This window comes from Acinetobacter lwoffii (assembly GCF_024129715.1).
Classification (GTDB): domain Bacteria; phylum Pseudomonadota; class Gammaproteobacteria; order Pseudomonadales; family Moraxellaceae; genus Acinetobacter; species Acinetobacter lwoffii_U.
This window is the reverse complement of the sequence record NZ_JAMXXM010000011.1, coordinates 1-19,783: the sequence shown is the minus strand read 5'-3', so window position 1 is coordinate 19,783 and position 19,783 is coordinate 1. Positions and strand designations below refer to the sequence as shown.

Annotated in this window: 17 protein-coding genes and 1 pseudogene; 6 read left to right on the top strand and 12 right to left on the bottom strand. The window is 44.3% G+C overall.

The annotated features are described in order from the left end of the window. The first annotated feature begins 29 nt into the window (after positions 1–29). Positions 30–2,327, top strand: a complete 2,298-nt coding sequence (ptsP, locus tag NI462_RS08775; protein WP_253160178.1) for a phosphoenolpyruvate--protein phosphotransferase — start codon at positions 30–32, stop codon at positions 2,325–2,327. A 42-nt stretch (positions 2,328–2,369) separates the two neighbouring features. Continuing rightward, positions 2,370–2,870 carry a hypothetical protein gene (locus NI462_RS08770; RefSeq protein WP_253160176.1) on the top strand — a complete coding sequence of 167 codons (501 nt, stop codon included), beginning with the start codon at positions 2,370–2,372 and terminating at the stop codon, positions 2,868–2,870. A 12-nt stretch (positions 2,871–2,882) separates the two neighbouring features. Here the strand turns inward: NI462_RS08770 and NI462_RS15200 are convergent. Continuing rightward, a pseudogene (locus NI462_RS15200) lies at positions 2,883–3,047 on the bottom strand (DUF7230 family protein); the annotation flags it as partial. Positions 3,048–3,666: 619 nt separating this feature from the next. Between NI462_RS15200 and NI462_RS08765 the strand changes: the two are divergent. The 3 genes from NI462_RS08765 to NI462_RS08755 all read left to right on the top strand — a co-directional run bounded on the left by NI462_RS08765 (position 3,667) and on the right by NI462_RS08755 (position 6,127). Next, positions 3,667–5,187 (top strand): catalase, encoded by a 1,521-nt coding sequence (locus tag NI462_RS08765; RefSeq protein ID WP_253160174.1) that lies wholly within the window; start codon positions 3,667–3,669, stop codon positions 5,185–5,187. A gap of 96 nt (positions 5,188–5,283) precedes the next feature. Beyond that, positions 5,284–5,727 carry a thiol-disulfide oxidoreductase DCC family protein gene (locus NI462_RS08760; protein ID WP_005107981.1) on the top strand — a complete coding sequence of 148 codons (444 nt, stop codon included), beginning with the start codon at positions 5,284–5,286 and terminating at the stop codon, positions 5,725–5,727. Beyond that, the gene (locus tag NI462_RS08755) at positions 5,717–6,127 is read left to right on the top strand and encodes a DoxX-like family protein (protein ID WP_071850443.1); all 411 of its coding nucleotides are present in this window, start codon (positions 5,717–5,719) and stop codon (positions 6,125–6,127) included. Before NI462_RS08760 ends, NI462_RS08755 begins: the two co-directional genes overlap by 11 nt. On the opposite strand, the gene NI462_RS08750 is transcribed toward NI462_RS08755, so the two are convergent. From NI462_RS08750 to hcaE, 9 genes are all read right to left on the bottom strand, one after another. Next, a complete protein-coding gene (locus tag NI462_RS08750) occupies positions 6,117–7,172 on the bottom strand; it encodes an MBL fold metallo-hydrolase (protein ID WP_219308282.1) in 1,056 nt (351 codons plus the stop codon). The genes NI462_RS08755 and NI462_RS08750 overlap by 11 nt on opposite strands. Positions 7,173–7,578: 406 nt before the next feature. Beyond that, positions 7,579–8,514: a cation diffusion facilitator family transporter gene (locus NI462_RS08745; RefSeq protein ID WP_253160171.1), complete on the bottom strand. Its 936-nt coding sequence runs from the start codon at positions 8,512–8,514 to the stop codon at positions 7,579–7,581. A gap of 591 nt (positions 8,515–9,105) precedes the next feature. Next, positions 9,106–10,014, bottom strand: coding sequence for a DMT family transporter (locus NI462_RS08740; protein WP_253160169.1), 909 nt, complete (start codon positions 10,012–10,014; stop codon positions 9,106–9,108). Positions 10,015–10,182: 168 nt separating this feature from the next. Then, on the bottom strand, positions 10,183–11,409 hold the full coding sequence (gene hcaD, locus NI462_RS08735) for a 3-phenylpropionate/cinnamic acid dioxygenase ferredoxin--NAD(+) reductase subunit (protein ID WP_253160167.1): 1,227 nt from the start codon (positions 11,407–11,409) through the stop codon (positions 10,183–10,185). Positions 11,410–11,413: 4 nt separating this feature from the next. Next, positions 11,414–12,379, bottom strand: coding sequence for a 3-carboxyethylcatechol 2,3-dioxygenase (locus tag NI462_RS08730; protein ID WP_253160165.1), 966 nt, complete (start codon positions 12,377–12,379; stop codon positions 11,414–11,416). A gap of 73 nt (positions 12,380–12,452) precedes the next feature. Continuing rightward, positions 12,453–13,268: a 3-phenylpropionate-dihydrodiol/cinnamic acid-dihydrodiol dehydrogenase gene (hcaB, locus tag NI462_RS08725; RefSeq protein ID WP_253160163.1), complete on the bottom strand. Its 816-nt coding sequence runs from the start codon at positions 13,266–13,268 to the stop codon at positions 12,453–12,455. Positions 13,269–13,270: 2 nt separating this feature from the next. Further along, on the bottom strand, positions 13,271–13,597 hold the full coding sequence (gene hcaC, locus NI462_RS08720) for a 3-phenylpropionate/cinnamic acid dioxygenase ferredoxin subunit (protein WP_004278517.1): 327 nt from the start codon (positions 13,595–13,597) through the stop codon (positions 13,271–13,273). Then, positions 13,597–14,115 carry a 3-phenylpropionate/cinnamic acid dioxygenase subunit beta gene (gene hcaF / locus NI462_RS08715; protein WP_004647365.1) on the bottom strand — a complete coding sequence of 173 codons (519 nt, stop codon included), beginning with the start codon at positions 14,113–14,115 and terminating at the stop codon, positions 13,597–13,599. Before hcaF ends, hcaC begins: the two co-directional genes overlap by 1 nt. Then, the gene (gene hcaE, locus NI462_RS08710) at positions 14,112–15,479 is read right to left on the bottom strand and encodes a 3-phenylpropionate/cinnamic acid dioxygenase subunit alpha (RefSeq protein WP_253160161.1); all 1,368 of its coding nucleotides are present in this window, start codon (positions 15,477–15,479) and stop codon (positions 14,112–14,114) included. The genes hcaF and hcaE overlap by 4 nt, the downstream gene beginning before the upstream one ends. A gap of 281 nt (positions 15,480–15,760) precedes the next feature. Here hcaE and hcaR point away from each other — a divergent pair, with 281 nt between their 5' ends. Then, entirely contained in the window at positions 15,761–16,669 is a 909-nt protein-coding gene (gene hcaR, locus NI462_RS08705; RefSeq protein WP_253160159.1) for a DNA-binding transcriptional regulator HcaR, read from the top strand. A gap of 382 nt (positions 16,670–17,051) precedes the next feature. On the opposite strand, the gene NI462_RS08700 is transcribed toward hcaR, so the two are convergent. Next, the gene (locus NI462_RS08700; protein WP_004278523.1) at positions 17,052–17,912 is read right to left on the bottom strand and encodes an alpha/beta fold hydrolase; all 861 of its coding nucleotides are present in this window, start codon (positions 17,910–17,912) and stop codon (positions 17,052–17,054) included. Positions 17,913–18,198: 286 nt separating this feature from the next. Continuing rightward, the gene (locus NI462_RS08695) at positions 18,199–19,461 is read right to left on the bottom strand and encodes an OprD family outer membrane porin (RefSeq protein WP_253160157.1); all 1,263 of its coding nucleotides are present in this window, start codon (positions 19,459–19,461) and stop codon (positions 18,199–18,201) included. Positions 19,462–19,783 lie beyond the last annotated feature (322 nt).

The following is a 19,783-nucleotide window of genomic DNA, read 5'->3' as shown; positions in this document are numbered from 1 at the left end:
TGAAATTCTGAATAGACGGAGCAGACCTTATGTCGAATATGCAACTGGACACCTTGAGACGTATTGTTCAGGAGATCAATGCGTCCACCAGTTTGCATGAATCACTCGACATTATGGTCAAACATGTGGCCGAGGCCATGCAGGTTGATGTCTGCTCGATCTATCTCCTCGATGAACGCAATCAGCGTTATCTGCTCATGGCGTCTAAAGGCCTGAATGCAGAATCTGTCGGCCATGTGTCTTTGCAAACCGGCGAAGGTCTGGTGGGCCTGGTTGGGCAGCGTGAGGAAATTGTCAATTTGGACAATGCCCCTAAACACGAGCGCTTCCTGTTTTTACCTGAAACCGGTGAGGAAATTTATAACTCCTTCCTCGGTGTGCCAGTGATGTATCGCCGTAAGGTGATGGGTGTGCTGGTGGTTCAGAACAAAGAATCACAGGACTTTTCTGAAGCTGCTGAATCCTTTCTGGTGACACTCTGTGCGCAGCTTTCTGGCGTCATCGCCCATGCCCATGCCGTCGGCAATATCGATGTATTCCGTAAACCGAGCAACCTGCCCGCCTATAAAACCTTTCAGGGAGTTTCTGGCTCGGGTGGTATTGCCTTAGGTCGTGCAGTGATTCTTTATCCGCCAGCAGATCTTGCCGCAGTCCCTGACCGTGAAGCGGATGACATTAGCGAAGAACTGGAGCTATTAGATAACGCCCTGAATTCAGTCCGCGAAGAAATCCAGTCGCTAGATGACAAAATGCAGGATGCGTTGATGGCCGAGGAACGCGCACTGTTTAGCGTGTTCTTGCGTATGCTGGATGAAAATGCCCTGCCTGCAGAAATCAAGGCTTTTATTCGTGAAGGTCACTGGGCACAAGGCGCCGTGCGAATTGTCATTGACAATCATGTGGCACAATTCTCCCAGATGGAAGATGATTATTTACGTGAGCGGGTGGCGGACTTAAAAGATCTGGGCCGCCGCATTCTGGCGCGCTTACAGGAAGCCGATGCCAGTCACCGTGAACTGACCGATGAAAGTATTCTAATTGGTGAGGAAATATCGACGGCTGCACTGGTTGAACTGCCCGTGGATAAAATTGCCGCGATTGTCACCACTGAAGGCGCCATGAACTCGCATATGGTGATTGTGGCGCGTGCCCTTGGCATTCCCACCGTAGTCGGCGTAACCGAACTGCCAATCAACACCCTCGATGATGTCGAGATGATTGTCGATGCACATCAGGGGCGGGTGTTTATTAATCCGCCACGTCGCCTGCGCAGTCGCTATAAAGAAATTCAAAAAGAAGAAGAACAGATTGCCAAAGATTTGCGCCAGTACGAAACCAAAGATGCGATTACTCCGGATGGCGTAGCGGTCAAACTCTACGTCAATACCGGCCTGATGATTGATGTGGTGCGTGGCGTGCAGCGCGGTGCCAAAGGTGTCGGTTTATACCGTTCTGAAATTCCGTTTATGTTGCGTGACCGCTTCCCGGGCGAAGAAGAACAACGTGCGATTTATCGTCAGCAGCTTAGTCACTTTGCCAATAAACCGGTGGTGATGCGGACGCTGGACATTGGTGCAGACAAAGACCTGCCGTATTTCTCGATTGAAGAAGAAAATTCGGCACTCGGCTGGCGCGGCATTCGTTTTACCCTGGATCATCCGGAAATTTTTTCTTCACAGATTCGCGCCATGCTCAAGGCCAGTATCGGGCTGAATAACCTGCATATTCTGCTGCCGATGGTGACCAGTGTCAGCGAAGTCGAGGAAGCGCTCTACCTGCTAGAACGTGATCATGCGGCGATTCAGGAAGAAGAACAGGTCAAGGTAAACAAGCCAAAACTCGGCATCATGGTGGAAGTGCCAAGTGTGCTACATCAGATTGATGAATTTTCCGAACTGGTGGATTTCTTCTCGGTCGGCTCCAACGATCTAACCCAATATCTGTTGGCCGTGGACCGCAATAATCCGCGGGTGGCCAATGTCTATTCACATTTACACCCAGCAGTACTTCGTGCCTTAACCCGTCTGGTGCAGGACTGTCATCGCAATGAAAAACCGGTCAGTATCTGCGGTGAAATGGCAGGCGATCCGCTGTCTGCAGTTTTGCTCATGGCCATGGGCTTTAATACCCTGTCGATGAGTTCCAGTAATATTTTGCGGGTACGTAAAACCATTTGTCATGTTCCGATGAGTGATGCCCAGGAATTACTGGCACATGTGTTAAAAATGGACAATCCACTTATGGTAAAAAGCTGGTTAGAATATTATTTCAGAACCCATGGTTTAGGGGATATGGTGAAATCAGCATCACGTATAGTGAGTGCCTAATACGGGACTTTTTCCAGTCCCTCGACAGTGGTAGAGGTGGTTATGGAATTTCTGGTCATCCTATTCATGATTGTTGCGGTGTTCTATGTAGTCATTCTTGCACCGGCTTTGGCTGCCCGCAAAGAAGCTCATAATTCCGGTTCATCTTATATACGCCCTGCCAGCAATCGAGCAACGAGCTATGCCGATCGGCCTAAAATGACTCCATTATTGGGCATTGAAATTTCGGCATCGCAACGGCGGCGTTTAGGCAGAGACGACCCCTCCGTCATTGCTGCCAGACTCTATCATCAGCAAAAAGATCAATTTGCCAGTTTTCAGCAGGCCAGACCACAGCCTCACTCCCCTCACCACAAAGCGCCAGTGCACAGTAGACTCAATAAATTCTTTAATGACTTAATTGCGGATGAATCGACAACGTCATCCCGGCATCCAAATCAATATTCGCAAACTCGTAACAACCGGCCTGTCGCCCCGCTCTCTCCAGTTAAAACCAATCCTAAACAGCCACCGCGTCGTCCCCAGCCACCTTACAGACCTTAAGCAACCATTAAAAAAAGGGCGATCTTCCATGGAATATCGCCCTTGTCTGTGCTTGTTGTAGCCACGTTTTGCATTTTTCTTTCGGTCTACAAAGACCTGGCTTTTGTTGACTTCATGCATGTGTTTTGCCACAAAATTGTGGATCACCACCTGCTCGGCTGTTTTTTTCTTGGCCATTTTACTCTCTATGTGATTTTGAGGAAGGAGTGAGATAATTATAGGGCCGACTGACTAATTTTCAAGCATATTTGCCAATGCTTTTTTAAAAATAAAGACCATCTGGATAGGATTTTCTGTATGCAAAAATGCGAGCTATAGCCAGAAAACACCCTTATTCCATTCATTATTTTTATGGGTTTCTTCAGACCAACAAAAGTTGATTAAAAAACTATTTAAAATAAATCAGTTATAAAATGTATTTTAAATAACACTTTTCACTTATTATTTTTATCCTTTGATAAAAACATATTATGGACTTAGATATTGTTATTTTCGTTTAATCCCATTCATTATTTGAGTTATTCAAAATATATAGAATTTGATATTGTCAGAGAGTGGAAAACCCGTTACTTTTTAAAAGTAACCATTTAATTTTCAATATTTTAAACTTTATTAACTTTAAAAATACGTTTTGAGTGAGCTCACTCAATTATATCTTGAATTCCGTTTTGTGCTGTCACACCTTTTATTTAAAGATATTGTAAATATAGTGAAACCTGATTTGATTAGCGTATATCTCAATATTTTATGAATACTAGATAAACGACACAAGATATTCAAAACTTGGAGAGGAAAGATGAGCCAAGATTTTAAAAAATGCCCTGTCACCCACCTGACTACTGAAGCTGGTGCGCCTGTGGTCGACAACCAGAACAGTATGACGGCAGGTGCGCGTGGACCTTTACTTGCCCAGGATTTATGGCTGAATGAAAAACTGGCCAACTTTGTCCGTGAAGTGATTCCAGAGCGTCGTATGCATGCCAAAGGTTCAGGTGCTTTCGGCACCTTTACCGTGACCAACGATATTACCCAATATAGCCGCGCTAAAATTTTCTCTGAAGTCGGCAAAAAAACCGAAATGTTTGCGCGTTTCTCAACAGTGGCAGGTGAACGTGGCGCGGCCGATGCAGAACGTGATATTCGCGGTTTTGCCTTAAAATTCTATACCGAAGAAGGCAACTGGGATCTGGTCGGCAATAACACTCCGGTGTTTTTCCTGCGGGATGCCCGCAAGTTCCCTGACCTGAATAAAGCAGTCAAACGTGACCCGAAAACCAACAAACGCAGTGCCACCAATAACTGGGATTTCTGGACACTCTTACCCGAAGCTTTGCATCAAGTGACTATTGTCATGTCAGATCGTGGGATCCCGACTGGTTACCGTCATATGCATGGTTTTGGCAGCCATACCTTCAGCTTTATCAATGCCAAGAATGAACGCTTCTGGGTAAAATTCCATATGCGTACCCAGCAAGGTATTCAAAACCTGGCCGATGCTGAAGCTGCAGACTTGATTGCTAAAGACCGTGAAAGCAGCCAGACCGACCTGTTTGATGCCATCGAACGTGGTGACTATCCAAAATGGAAAATGTACGTTCAGGTCATGCCAGAACTGGAAGCCGAAACAGTGCCTTATCATCCATTTGACCTGACCAAAGTCTGGCCGAAAGGCGATTATCCACTGATTGAAGTCGGTGAATTCGAGCTGAACCGCAATCCGGAAAACTATTTCCAGGATGTAGAACAAGCAGCCTTTGCACCAAGCAATCTTGTACCGGGTATCAGCTACTCACCGGACCGTATGTTACAGGCACGTTTAGTGAACTATGCCGATGCAGCGCGTTACCGTGTTGGCGTGAATCATTCACAGGTTCCGGTCAATGCTGCACGTTGTCCTGTACATTCGAACCGCCGTGATGGTCAAGGCCGCATAGATGGCAACTATGGTTCATTGCCACATTACGAGCCGAACAGTTTTAGCCAGTGGCAGGAACAACCGGAATTCAGAGAGCCTCCACTGAAAATCACTGGTGATGCCGATTTCTGGGATTTCCGTGAAGATGACAATGATTACTTCAGCCAGCCACGCGCCCTGTTCAACCTGATGAATGACCAGCAGAAACAGGCTCTGTTTAATAACACGGCCGGAGCGATGGGTGATGCGCTAGATTTCATTAAATACCGTCACATCCGCAACTGTTACGCTTGCGATCCAGCTTATGGGCAAGGCGTTGCTAAGGCCTTAGGTATGACTGTAGCAGATGCCCAAGCAGCACGTGAAAGCGATCCAGCCAAAGGTTTGCCTAGCTTTCTCTAAGCCAGTTTAGACATGTATAGAAACCACCTTCGGGTGGTTTTTTTATTGCAGCATCAAGCACTATAGAAACAAGCTGGCACAAAAAGAAATACAACAATGCATCCAAATATTGAAGACATCATTCAACAACACGACATTGTTTTATTTGATGCTGTTTGCGTAATCTGCAATGGCTGGACACGGTTTCTGATTAAATACGATAAAAAGATTCAGTTTAAACTGGTTTCCGCCCAATCGCCTTTAGGTACAGCTCTGCTCGAACATTATCAGATGCCCACTGAACATTACACCACGATGCTCGTCATTCAAGATGGCACACTCTATACCGAATCGACTGCCTTGCTGAAAGTACTGCAGCATCTCGGTTTTCCTTTTAATTTAATGAGCGCAGGTTATTTGGTTCCGCGTTTTATCCGCGACTTTCTGTATCGTGTGATTGCTTTAAATCGTTACAAGCTATTTGGTAAAACCGAGTATTGCCTGATTCCATCCAGCGAAAATAAACGCCATTTTCTGGAAGAAGCTGTTCGTGAATCCTAAACCTGTATTCCTACAACCACTGCGTACTATCCAGCTGACTTTGGTCATACTATGGCTCTATCAGGGACTCATTCCAAAAATTCTGTTCCAATCACCCGCTGAAATTAGCATTTGGCAAAATATGGGTTTTGAGCTGGCACTGGCCAAAGTCTTGGTTGGACTTTCCGGAGGATGTGAAATGCTATTTGGCTTATGCTTTCTGAAATGGAACCGGTCCATACTCTTGCATGGGTTGAATATTATCGGACTTGCTGGATTACTACTGCTGATTGCATTCACAGCCCCGTTGCAACTTACTGCAGCATTCAATCCTGTGGTGATGAATACCGCCATGCTGATGCTTTCTGTAGTGGCCATTCAACTCATCCAACAGGAACAGAGTAAAATATTTAAACAATAATTCGTTTGCCTTCACGTATGCAATAAAACGGATTAATCAACTTGGAAGAATGCTTGATGATCTCATGCAACTCATGTTCCGGCGCATCCCGGTCTTCATCCGTGAGCTGAAAAGTACGGTAATGAATCGCCAGTGAACATTTGGCCTGCAAGTCATGATGGGCATGAAAGGCATCTTCCGGATTCATATGGATCGCACGCATCAGTTCACGTGGCTCATACGCTCCTATCGGAAGCAAGGCAATCCGCGGTGCACCCAGACGTTTACGGATTTCTTTAAAATGCGAGGCGTAGCCGCTATCTCCGGCAAAGAAACAATGTTCCTTACCATGTAATAAAGAAAAGCCTCCCCAAAGTGCACAGTTCTGATCGCGCATGCCACGTCCTGAGGCATGTTGAGCCGGCGTATAGACAATCCGGATCTCTTCAAAAAAGGCATTTTCCCACCAGTCCATTTCATGCACGGTATAATGTTCTGGCAAATACCAGGCATTACCCAGACCGGTATAAATCGGCATCTCAAAAGTGTTGTACAGCCATTCCAGACTGGCCAGATCCATATGATCATAATGGTTATGGCTAAGTAGTACAGCATCAATCTGGGGTAACTCATCCAGAGCAATGCCAGCCGGAATGACCCGCTGCGGCCCTGTGGAAGCCGATGGACTGGCATATTCAGCCCAAACCGGATCAGTCAGGAAGTTATAGGGGCCGATCTGAATTAATGTGGTGGCGTGACCAATAAACCAGACTTGCCAGTCATCCAGAGCTGCATCTGGACGCTGCTGTGGCAATGCGCGCGGACGAGAAAAAAACTCGGCACGCTCTTCATCAAGATTAACATTCCAGGTTTTGGATTTTCGGGTAATGAGCCATTTGTATAAATCAAAGCGACCGCGCGATAGAGATGCATGCTCAAGATTACGAAACTGTTTTCCGTCGAAATGATCTGAATGCAGATACTCAAACACTGGCTTAGACCAGAGATGTTTCCAACTGGATTCCGTGATTAACTGGAATTTTTTAGTTTTGAGAAGATCTTGCATAAACATCCACTATTTATTATTCGCTATATGCAAGACAACAACCTCTTGAAATGGTCAAGCGGTGCATCTTTTAATGAGCATACAAACTAAAAACAGGCACACTGCAACATAGTATGAAATCCGTCATAGGAAATCATGTATGTTTTTGTTATTTTTAGCAAAAAAATGGCATTTCATCGGCCTTTTGACTGACTGAAGCCTTGGACTATCTAGAAGAATGTCGCTCGCGCCCTTCTGTCTAAAAATACAAAATGATACTAAACATTTATAAGCCTATGCTGACAAGAGCATACCTGCCCATTGATGATTTTATGATGGAATTCCCCATACATCAGTATCATCACATCAGTTGTGCGAGAAAGGCAAGTTGAGATCAAAATACCAACCTCAAGCGTTTTTTAGATCTTTATACACGACCTTGAGTTCGTTCCAGCCATACGGCCTTGGTTTGGGGTTTCACAAATAAAGCAATAATTTCCGGGTGCAGCTGTTTAATCTGCGCTTCGATCCGGTTGACACAGGCTTCAATTTCATCAGAAGTTAAATCATCTTTAAATTCCAGACTCAATGATGCAATGACTTGCTGAGCACCCATCTGCTCAGTCAATACCCCATTAGCACTAAAAACTGCCGCATCCTGTTGAGCAATGTTCAATACATCTTCACGCAGTTTTGGATCTGCCGTTTCACCCAGTAACAAACCTTTGGTTTCACGTGCCAGAAACCAGGCAGAAACCGCCAGAACAATACCAATTAAAATCGATGCGGCACCGTCCAATTCAGGAATATTCAGTTGATGCGCCAGAAAGATACCGACCAGAGCAATCACCAAGCCGACCAGGGCGGCAGTATCTTCAAATAACACGGTAAAGGTCGTTGGATCTTTACTGTGTCGAAAGGCTTCAAAATATCCCAGATTTCCCTTTTGTTTACGAAAGGTTTTTAAAGCCACCGACCATGAAAATCCTTCAAAAAGAATCGCCAGACCTAGCACAATATAATTAATCAATGGATCCTGCATGACTTCAGGCTGAAGAATATGCTGTATCCCTTGATAAATGGACACAATCGCACCCAAGGCAAAAACCATCAGTGCCACAATAAAAGCCCAAAAATACAGTTCACGCCCATAACCAAAAGGATGTTTGGCATTTGCAGGTTTTTCTGATTTTTTCATGCCATACAGCAGTAAAATTTCATTCAAGGTATCTACTACAGAATGAATGGCTTCACTGAACATGGCAGAGCTATTGGTTATATAGGACGCAACAAATTTAACCAGCGCAATGGCCAGATTACCTGCCAGTGCCGCATAAACCACAATCTTATTCGAATCAGACATTCAAGTTTGTCCTAAGTATTTTGGCTAAGCATTATTGTTATCCAATAGATCTATTTGATTTTATAACTTATTGCATAGTATCCAATGTCATTGTTCTAGTTGTTTATGCTTTTGTTGTGTTTAGCGCAACTGTTGATTATTTCGCCAGTGCGTATATAAATGTTCCATGTGAAACGCTGTGGTGAAATATGATGCATTTGTACGATTTACGCAGATTGCAAGCCCATAAAAAGGAAGATGAAGCCCACTGCTGTCCCATAGTTGAATTACAGGTGTTAGATTTGTGAGTGTGGCAAGGATGCCACACATTCCCCATCCTTGCGCTGCATTTTAAAGCAGTGCTTAAAACTAGCTCAGGACGTCGTGTATGGGAAATAAAGACTTTTGCCTACTTTTAGTCTGTCAAAAGTAGGGTTCAGCCTACACAAAGTGACTTAAACTTTTAAAGAAAAGATAAGGCTGTGAAATAATTAAATATAAATAAATATCAAACACTTAAATATAAAATATCATCATGTTGATTTGGTGCAGAAATAAAATTTTAAATTATGGGACAGCAGTGGCCTAAACTTCCTTTTTTATCATGTTGTATTAACGCAGTTTAGAAAAATACTGCTGGCGCCATTCTTTCCAGAAATACATGATGATCCCGAACATCACCACGGCAATTCCCGCAAAAGCATGACTGCTGATAATTTCATGATTTAAGGTTGCCCCCAGTACCAAGGCAATCACTGGCGTCATCACATTACTCAATGAGACGGTGGAAGCATTTAGACGGCGAATCAGCCAGAAATAACACAGCATTGCCACAATCGAAGACATGATCATGGTAAATATAAAACCGATCATGGCCTGTGTGCTAGGTAACTGAGTCGGCATATGTTGCCAGATAAACGGCACTAAAATGACTGAACCAGCCACGGAGACCAGCAATGAACCTGTAGCTTGCGACATCGGACTCAAGGGGGCACTGATCTGTTTAACCCAGAAGATCGAGCTGATATAAGACACCATACTGATCAGCATCAGCACTACACCCCAAGGATTGATCTTGCTGTCTGCCGAGTCGGCAAAAACAAAACATAAACCGGCGACGGCCACTGCCATGCCGAGCCATTGCAGCCAGATCAGTTTATGGGTTTTTAAAATCACATGACCGATTAAACCGGCGATCAGCGGTGAAAAACCAAAAATTAGCGCCATCAAACCTGAGGTCAGATAATTGGCCGCCAGATAAATAAACAGCTGCGCACCGATTAAATTCAAACTGCCTGCCAGATAACTTTTCATTGAAGTGCGGTCAAAAGGCAGCGGGTCGCGCATGATCTTCAGCAGGAACAACGCAATAATCGAGGCACCAAAATAGCGAATGATCAGCACCCACATCGGGTGAATCTCGGCCACGCTCCAGACAATCGCCAGTGGCGTTGCCGCCCAGATCAGCACCAATAAAGCGTAAATACTTGCCGTGACCGGCAATGAAGATGAAGAACTCATAAGTCTCCTAAACGAGGCCAAGAAGTTCTGGATCAGCAACTTCAAAAATAGCGTATAGCGAATTCATGCTGAGATGAAGTTTTAATTTTTGATAAATTCATCAAGTTTCGTGCATAAAAAACAGACCTATGCAAAACATAGGTCTGTCCCAAGATATCTCAATACGACTTAAGCAATTTTGCGTAAGTCTTGCGCGATATCTAAATGTTTTTCAACATCAAACGCCGTATTTTTGCTGATCATTTTTTTCAAATGACGCATTTCTTTGGCTGCATTCACGGTAATCCCGCCAACGATCTGACCATCAGTCACACCGTACATCACGAATGAATTGTCTGCACCTTTGGCTGCATCCATTTCACCACGGATATGCCATTCAGCTGCGGCCATATCGCCGACAAACTGGAAGTTGATATTCAGCTGATCCGTCCAGAACCAGGCCGGATTGGCTTTCGGATGTTCCACCCCCATCACGTGACGCGCGAAGATGCCTGCTTGCAGGTTAGCATTTTCCCAGGTTTCCACACGGCGGTGATTGCCACAGTCACGTAACTGAGTCGCAACATCGCCTGCTGCATAAATATCAGCATTCGAGGTTTGGCAGTTTTCATTGACTTTAATCGCAACATCAACGTCCAAACCTGCATCTACGGCAAGCTGTGCATTTGGCACGACCCCGATCCCGTAAACTACAGCATCGGCACGCAGTTCTTCACCGCCTTCCAGCGTTACCACGACTTCTTCACCATCTAAACGGCAATCTGTAATCTTGGTTTCAAGACGCACATCGACCTGGTTTTGACGATGCTGCTCTAGCAGGAATTCGCTCAGGATTTGTGGTGAACAACGACCCATAACAATCGGACCCATTTCGATCACAGTCACCTGACAGTCTTTGTAACGTGCAGATGATGCCAACTCAAGACCAATCACGCCACCACCGATCAGGATGATACGGCGACCGGCTTGAAGTACAGGCACCAGTGCCTGTGAATCTTCCAGGTTACGAAGGGTATAGACGTGTTTACCCAAAGCATCGAAATTAGGCAAACGGCGCGCGGCACCACCTGTTGCAAGCAAGAGTTTGTCATAAGCAACAACATCACCGTTGAGGAGTTCAACCGTTTTCGCCTCGGCATTGATTTTCGCCACGCCATTACCGCGAATTGTTTCCACACCTAAATCTGCCAGTTTCTGTTCTGACAGGATTTCGATCTTGGTCTCTTCAGGTTTTAGAATCACATCTTTAGACAGCGGTGGACGCTCATAAGGAAGATGGCTTTCATCACCAATTAAGGTAATTTTGCCTTCATACTTGTTGCCACGAAGTTCTAAAATTGCGCTCGCACCTGCCTGGCCAGCACCTACGATCACGATGTTGTTTACGTTGCTCATTTTCTTAACCTTTTAACTCTGCAGATACGATACCGAAGCCGGCAATCCATTCGCTGATGTCTTCATAGCAATGCGTGGTCATTTCATACTCACCCATTTCGCTTAAGGCAGCGAAGGCAGCCATCCAAGAACGGACTTCCTGACCACCACGACCACCATCACGGCGGATTTCAGCTTCAGTCATCGCTTCTAATGTTGCAAAATCAGCGTTCTTGAAGGTTTCCAGCAGGGCAATATCCCATTCAGCATTCAAAGGCACGGCAACTGACGTATCCCCTGCTGCCAGCTTTTGACCCACTACAATAATTTTGGATTGACGTGCATGACGTGCTTCAGGCGTTGGATAACGACCTGCAATCAGGAACTCTTCCACTTCAGGCGGTACAGCACCCATTTGTGGTGTTGGTGGATCATGTGACAGACCACCAGTACCTAAAACAAGCACACGCTCGTTTTCAAGGTTTAAAGACTTGATGTATTGACCCACAGCACGGCCCAAAGCGATGGTACGCTTGGTAGTTGGCATCGGTGCTGCAGCGCCATTAATAAAAATTGGAATCGTTGGATAACGCTCAAGTTTGCCTTCACACAGGAAATGTAAGGGCTGAGTCACACCATGGTCGGCCTGCATACGGTATGAGTAGGCAACATCCACGCCTTCATCCAGTACACGTCGAACCAGATCTAATGCCTTGTCTTCAGGTACATCAATATGGTCATTGTCTTTACCATAATCCCAGTCACCCGCGGCTTTGGCACGAATACCGACACAGAAACTTGGCATCAGGTCATAGAAGAAACCATTAAAATGATCTGGACCAAAAGTGATGATCAGGGTTGGGTCGTAAGCTTTTACTTCAGCAGAGAGTTTTTCAAAAGCAGCACGAACTTTTTGCTCTTTTGATTGATCTTGAGGTGAAGCAAATTCCATTAAAGGACTGTGCGATGCACAAATAAGTTTAACGGCCATGAGAGACTCCTAGAAGGAAAGCAGCCCTGAGAGAAGAGGCTGCCGGTAAGTCCATTTGAATGAGACTAGATGTTTATTCGTCAAAGAAACCTGCACGTGGCTGACGTAGGCCACGAATACCCAAACCGCATTCTGCATTGATCAGAACACCAGTCAAAGGACGGTTGTTTTGACGAGATGCCAACAGCACGTATGAACCGGTCATATCTTCCGGTTCAGGCAAGAAATTCAGTGGCATGCCACGTGCAATTTTCTCAGGATCACGTGCATCGAGCAGGCCCACATTTTCCTGACCCAGCGATGCCGCACCTTTGATATTCACATTCATACCTGACGGTGCAACAGCGTTCACTCGTACTTTAGGCGCAAGCTCGTAAGCCAGTTCTTTCATAATCCCGACACCCGCATGCTTAGATGCAGTATATACAGGGCCTCCGCCAGCGGAGTACAGTGCCGAATTAGACAAAGTAAATATGATAGAACCTTCAGAAGCGATCAATGCATCCAGTGCAGCTTTCGCGCCCAAGATCAGAGACTTGGTATTAATACCCATAATCTCGTCAAAGGCTTTTTCCAGCTGCTCACCAGAGGTATTGACGATATCGGCATAGTGATCCCAAATACCGGCATTACCAACGAAACAATCGAGTTTACCGAAACGTTCCACAGTTGCTTGAACTGCACGAACGTTATCTGCATAGCTGGCTACATCACCTTCGATCGCAAGAACTTTTCCACCGAAGTGTTCATTTAAAGCATCGACTTTCGATTGTGAACGCTGAAGAACAGCGACTTGTGCACCTTCCTCAATAAAACGCTCTACCAAAGCCCAGCCTAAGCCTGAACCACCACCAGTAATAAGTGCAACTTCGCCTTGTAGCCAACCCATGATTACTCTCCTGCCATCTCTACAAACAATTGACCATCTTCAACAATCACTGGGAAAGTTTTGATTGGATCAGTTGCAGGTAGACATAATGCTTCACCTGTTTTTAAACAGAAACGTGCTGAATGCAATGGACATTCCACAGTACCGTCATCTTCCAGATAACCTTCAGACATAGAAGCATTACCATGACTGCATTTATCGTTCATAGCGAAGAATTCACCGCCATTGTTAAATACAGCCAGCGCTTCGATACCGTTTACACCACAATCTACTTTTAACGCTTCGCCTTCGTCTAATTCGTCAACTTGGCAAACAAAAATCTTATTCATTAGAAGAACACACTCAGGTTATGTGAGCTATATGTCGCTTGATCAAGCGTGATCTTACGGTTGAAGATCTGGAAGCCGAGGCCGCCTTCAACTTTACGGATCTTGTCATGACGTTTACCGCAGTAAATGACAATGTCTTTCTCTTTTTGCGTACGATATAGCAAATAGGTTACGTACACGTCGTATTCGCCTTCAACTTCAGTTGGCTCTACGATCACGTTGCTCACCATGTGGGTGGTACGTGATGGAGGCTCTTCAGCCCAAGCCATACCGGTTTCCAGACGCGCTACACGACGCTCTAAAAGGTCTTTCGAATCGTTGAACACCCAAGTTGTAGGTGGTTCAACTGAACGACGACGATCACGGGTTTGTGCGTTTGGCGTGGTACGTAGCGTGTAAGAAATATCTTCAGCTAAGGTATCTAACCATTCGCGGAATTTCCAATCGTCTAGCAATTTTGCTTCGCGATACAGGAACTGACTAATTTGGTGATGAAGTTCTAAGCTGATTTGACTCATTTCATAAGCTCCTTCTCATATTCGTCAGCTGCTTTTTCCACGTCTCCCCATTTTTCATGGATCAATAAATCTGCCCAGCGGCGGTACATACCACGTGCTGCAGTTTCAGAGAAAATGTAGTTGGTGATACCCGGGATACCATCTTCACGTACTTTTTCGTTGCCTTTACCCATTTCCATAATGAGTTTGTTTTGACGCGCTTTATAACCACGTAAAACTTTTTGAATCTCGATCCAGTTTTCAGAGTCATCTTGCTCTAGGAAACCGGCTGGACCAAAGGCACGCGTTGCAGAACGTTCAAATGCTTCTTTCACTTCTTGAGATGCTTCAGCATCTGCGATACAGAATGCCCACACTTCAGTTTTGTTTGGACCACGTGGGTGCCATACGCGAAGTGTTGCAGTACCGTTCAACCAAGACAAAGTTGGGAACATGGTGTTGTGCCCTGCAAGACGCAGTGCACGAGTCTCGCCTAGGCGCTCTTTAACTTCGTCGTAAGTTTCACGGAAGTAGTTGGCAACTTCACCGTCAACCCATACGTTTGCATCTGGTTTTTCAGTAAAGAAGAAGCCTGAACCGTGACCACGTGAACCGTATTGGATCGCGTCTTTAGCCGTTTCCCAAACTGGACGAGCAGTTTGCGCAGCACCTAATTTCTTAGATGATTCGTCGTCTGGTTTCGCACCCAATACTTGGATCGCAGAAGCGTGAGAGAACAATGCGTGGTATTGGTCAGATGCGAACTGTTCCGCTGCAAACTTCCAGTTACATTCGATTTCCCACTTATGTACACCACCAATGATTTCCGTACCACCTGGACGACGGTCAATAACGCCATCTAAGTACCACGCGATATCGCCCATGTATTCTTCAAGATCAGGCGTGGTTTCATCCCAACAAGCGAATACCAAGCCTTTGTAAGACTTCACACGATTCACTTCAACCAGACCCCATTGCTCTTTACATGCACCATGCGGATAAGCACGATCTTCCAGCGGGATATCTTTTAAAGAACCGTCAATGCCGTATGACCAGCCGTGGTACGGGCAAGTAAATGCACGGGTATTACCACAGTCAGCGAAGCTTACACGCATAGAGCGGTGACGACACTGGTTTAAAAATGCTTTGATTGAGCCATCTTTTTGACGTGCCACAATGATTGGATCTTCACCCATGTAGGTGTTGAAGAAATCACCAGCCTTAGGAATTTGGCTTTCATGGCAAAGGAATAACCAAGTACGACCGAAAACACGTTCGAGTTCTAATTCGTAAATGTCAGGATCTGTATAAATAGATGGCGTAATACGTCCATTTTGTGCATCGACTAAAGCATCGATTTCGCGCACATCAATTTTTCCACTCATGAAAAGCTCTCCTGTGACCTATCTTTGGCACAAAGTAATAGACTCAACTTTTCAACGATGATGGATTTGACAGCGTTTTTCGGGAAATATTTTTTTTGTTTCAATTAAGAGCTTAAAACAATTATTAAGCACGTGAATTTTTATATTAAAACATCTATTAATTCCGCCAGAGCATTTAGTTTATGAATGGGAAAATAATCTTCACGACATAGTTGTTTATAGATTATACTTTGAGGAAATTATAGTAAGACATTTTTTGGATTACTCTTTGGGTTGATGACATGGAATTACGACACCTTCGCTACTTTATCACCGTTGCTGAAGAGCTCAATTTTAGTAAGGCAGCACTTAAACTTTATACGGCTCAACCCTCACTTAGCCAGCAAATCAAAGACCTGGAAGAAGATGTCGGGGTAAAGCTACTCAACCGGACCAAACGTAAAGTAGAGCTGACCGAAGAAGGCGCCGTATTCCTGGAACAGGCTCGTCTCACCCTTGCACAGGCAGATAAAGCCGTTGCCATGGCACGTCAGGTGTCACAGGCCAAACAGCAAATGCTCCGTATCGGTTTTGTACCGGTGGCCGAGATGAAAATCTTCCCCTATATCTTGCCAAATCTACGTGTACAGAACCCGGATTTAAAAATTGAACTGCTCAGCCTGAACAACAATGAGCAGATGCGTTTGTTAAAAAAAGGCGATCTGGATCTGACATTTACCCGTCATAATTTCAATAGTGATGAAATTGAAAGCCAGTTCGTGATTCGTGAACCGCTGATTTTTCTCCTGCCTAAAGATCACCCTTTAGCAAAACACGAAAGAATTCCTTTTAAAGCATTGAATGGTATTGATTTTATTATTCCATCAGCAGAGCAGTCATTGACCCTGAACCAGGCAATTCTGGACTTTGCCAAAGCCCACGGTATTGAATTCAATATTGTGCAAAAGGCCGATAATATTTTATTTAATATCAACTCGATCGGAATGGGCTTGGGCTGTACCATTTTGCCTGGATATATTGCACCACTGACCATGGACAATACCGTGATTCGTCCGCTAGACGTAGAGTTGCCCTATTTAGACCTGTATGTCAGCTACCATAAAAACAACAAATCCTATGCCGTCAGCAAATTTCTTGAACTTTTGACCCGTGTGTTCTATCTGGATATTAACCGTAGTGAACAAAATTAATCCCATTTCTTCCTCTCATTAAGCCTATGCCATTCAACTTTTGACAGGCATGTGCTTTTTTTTGTTTTATTATTTTATGCTTAAGAATTCAATTTTAATTTAATTTTTTGATAAAGGATCTATTTCTAGCATTTAAATTTGTCACTTGACCTCGACCAAAATTGTGTATTTTTAGCTCTAAATGTGCTGCATTTACCACTTAAGTCTAATAAAGTTTCATTCGGATTTTTCTCAGTTTAAATAGCTCAAACCTATAAAAATTATTAGATTTTTAGATTTATCCAAATAAATGAGAATCAAACTCACTTAAGCACCCTGCCTTAAATATTTCCGATATAAAAAAGGATGACCGAAGCCATCCTTTTTTAAAACTACATTCAGCTTATTTTACGCCGTGTACAGCCAGGTAGTTTTTGATCACAGTGTTGAATTCGTCTGCTTTTTCAACTTGAGACCAGTGACCGCATTGGCTGAAGATATGTGCATCAGCATTTGGTACGATGTTCAGGATGTCCCAAGTACGAGAAACCGGAATCACCACGTCTTGCGTACCATGAATCAGCAATACAGGCACAGTAATGTCTTTCATTTTTTCGAAATCTAATGGGAACTCGAAACGGTCACGGTCACGTGCGCCAACCACATCCATTAAACGATTTGATGCATAGTCATTTGCAGCAGAAGCAAAACGTACTTTTACCAGTTCATCTGTAATCAGGTCTTTGTTCACGACAAACATAGAAAGGGTTTTCTTGATCCCTTCTTCTGTAAGAACTGGGTTTGCATGAGCTTTGAGTGCAGCAGTCTGTTTTGCACCACCCGTACCCATAGACACGATACCCAAAATGCGATCTGGATAATCCAGTGCCATCTGGAATGCTAACCAGCCACCCAGAGAGTTGCCGACCAACCAGGTTTTTTCGATACCCAAAGCGTCTAGCGTACGGATCGCATGATCTACCCAGGCACGGATACCATATTCAGTACCCGGTGCAACTACAGTCTGGCCATAACCAATGGTATCAATCGCGATACAACGCGCCTGCTCACCAATTTGTGGCAGGTTTAACCACCAGTTTGCCGCAGCCGATACACCCGTACCTGAACCGTGTAAAAATAGAATAGGCGTACCTTCACCAATTTCGTGGTAATGGGTCAACTCGCCTTCAGCGGTTTCAATCCATTTATCTTCTAAGCCAAAGAATGGATCTGTTTGATAGTCAGGGATTTGAACAGTGCTCATATTGCTTCCTCTTACAGTCTTTCGCTTGCGTGTCCCTCTATTTTCAAGAATTCGACGTCAAGTTGACTCATTAAAATGACTTGTGTACACCCTTATATTAACCGCTCAGCCGCAGCAAACTGATACAAAATTACGATTGCATCCTACAAAATAGATATAACTTAAATGCTTGTTTTATTTATTAATTTAAAATTGAACCCTATTCAGTTTAAGCCTTTAATGGAACAATGGAACGCTTAAACCAAAAAGCAGCCAGAAGACTGACTGCTTTTAAAATATACGGGTATTAGAATTCATGCGTATAAGTGGTGGCGACACGGTATTCTTGCAGGTCTGGTTTTGCTGGATTGGCAAAATTCACATCAATATACATCGCCTGTACACCCAAACCTTTTAATTTACCTTCTGGCACAGTGTAGTTCACGATGGCATTCACTTCATCCGTATTGAAGTTCTGACCTTGATACGCCCCAGTACCTTTCTGATCATAACCTTTGAAATATACGGCTGTTGCGTTTAAGCCTTTTGCACCCATTTCAGAGAAGTCATAGCCATAAGAAACACTCCATGACTTTTCTTCTGGTGCGGTAAAGATCGCTACCCCCCAGTTCGCCAGATAAGGCTGTGGCACCCAGCCACCCAATGTCGGGAATGCACTATCACCAAACATTTGCTGGTAACCCACACCTACGCTATGTGCACCATGATTCACTTTTGCAGCGACAGATAATGCCTGGTTATCGATCTCACCATACAGCTTGTCACCTGACTCCGAGTTATCGAAGTAACGGATATGGCTATCTAATTTGGTTTTTTCACCAAGCGCAGTTTTGTAATTGACACCCAGATAATGCTGTTGGTAAATGTCTTGAACATCAGCATACCAGTAGCTCGCCCCTACTTCTTTAGTAAGCTGGTGGTCTACACCCGCAATCCACATGCCATCAGCTTCAGCACCCGTATCATAGAAACTTGGTGGAGCAAATTTAGTTAAATCACGGAACTGGTTGTCATAACGGTTGTTAATACCATCAATATACGCCAGAGTTAACTTGGTATCTTTAAGGTCTTTAGACTCTAACCAGGCACCACTGTAAGTCGTCAATAACTGACGGGATGGATCGAATACCAAGACTGGAGATACCGGCAATAACTCGCCGACTTTCAGCTCAGTTTGTGACACTTTAGCTTTTAAGGTCGCGCCAACTTTACCAAAATGGTCTTTTGATTCTTTGCCATCGTGCGGTAAAACCCAGTCCGGATTTTTATCACGGCCATTGAGTTTGACGGCATGTTGCACCAGTACATCAGCACCGACCTGCACACCACCACCGATATCGTGATAACCCGACTTGGCATCCAGAGTCACGCCTTGTGACCAAGAACCCCAATTACGTGATGAGTAGTCATCTTGATACTGACGGTCTAGATAAAAGTTTTTAAATTTGAGTTGAACATTGCTGTCGTCAATAAAATCTGCATTCGTTGCAGTTGTCCCTAAAGTTGCTGTCGCAGCAAGCATTGCAATCCATAAATTGTGACGACGCATGATGAGTTCCCCATTCAGCTGATAAAATCCATGCAGCCATCATGCGCAAGTCGGTTTAAATAAAAAATCCGACCACAGTATTAAACTTTTGCTCTTTTAGCTCTTCATATTCCAAGCCCAGATTTAAGCGCTCAATCTCTTAGATTTTAAACCGATTAAAGAAAATAAAAATTTGACCGGATATTTAATTTATTTTTTTGTTTTCTCTATTAATAAGCGTAATTTTTTTTAAAATATTAGATCTCTTGCGAAAGTTAATTTAAGAGCATCCAATTCACCATTCCAGCAATTAAATTCATTCTTAGACCAAATCGTTTCCGTC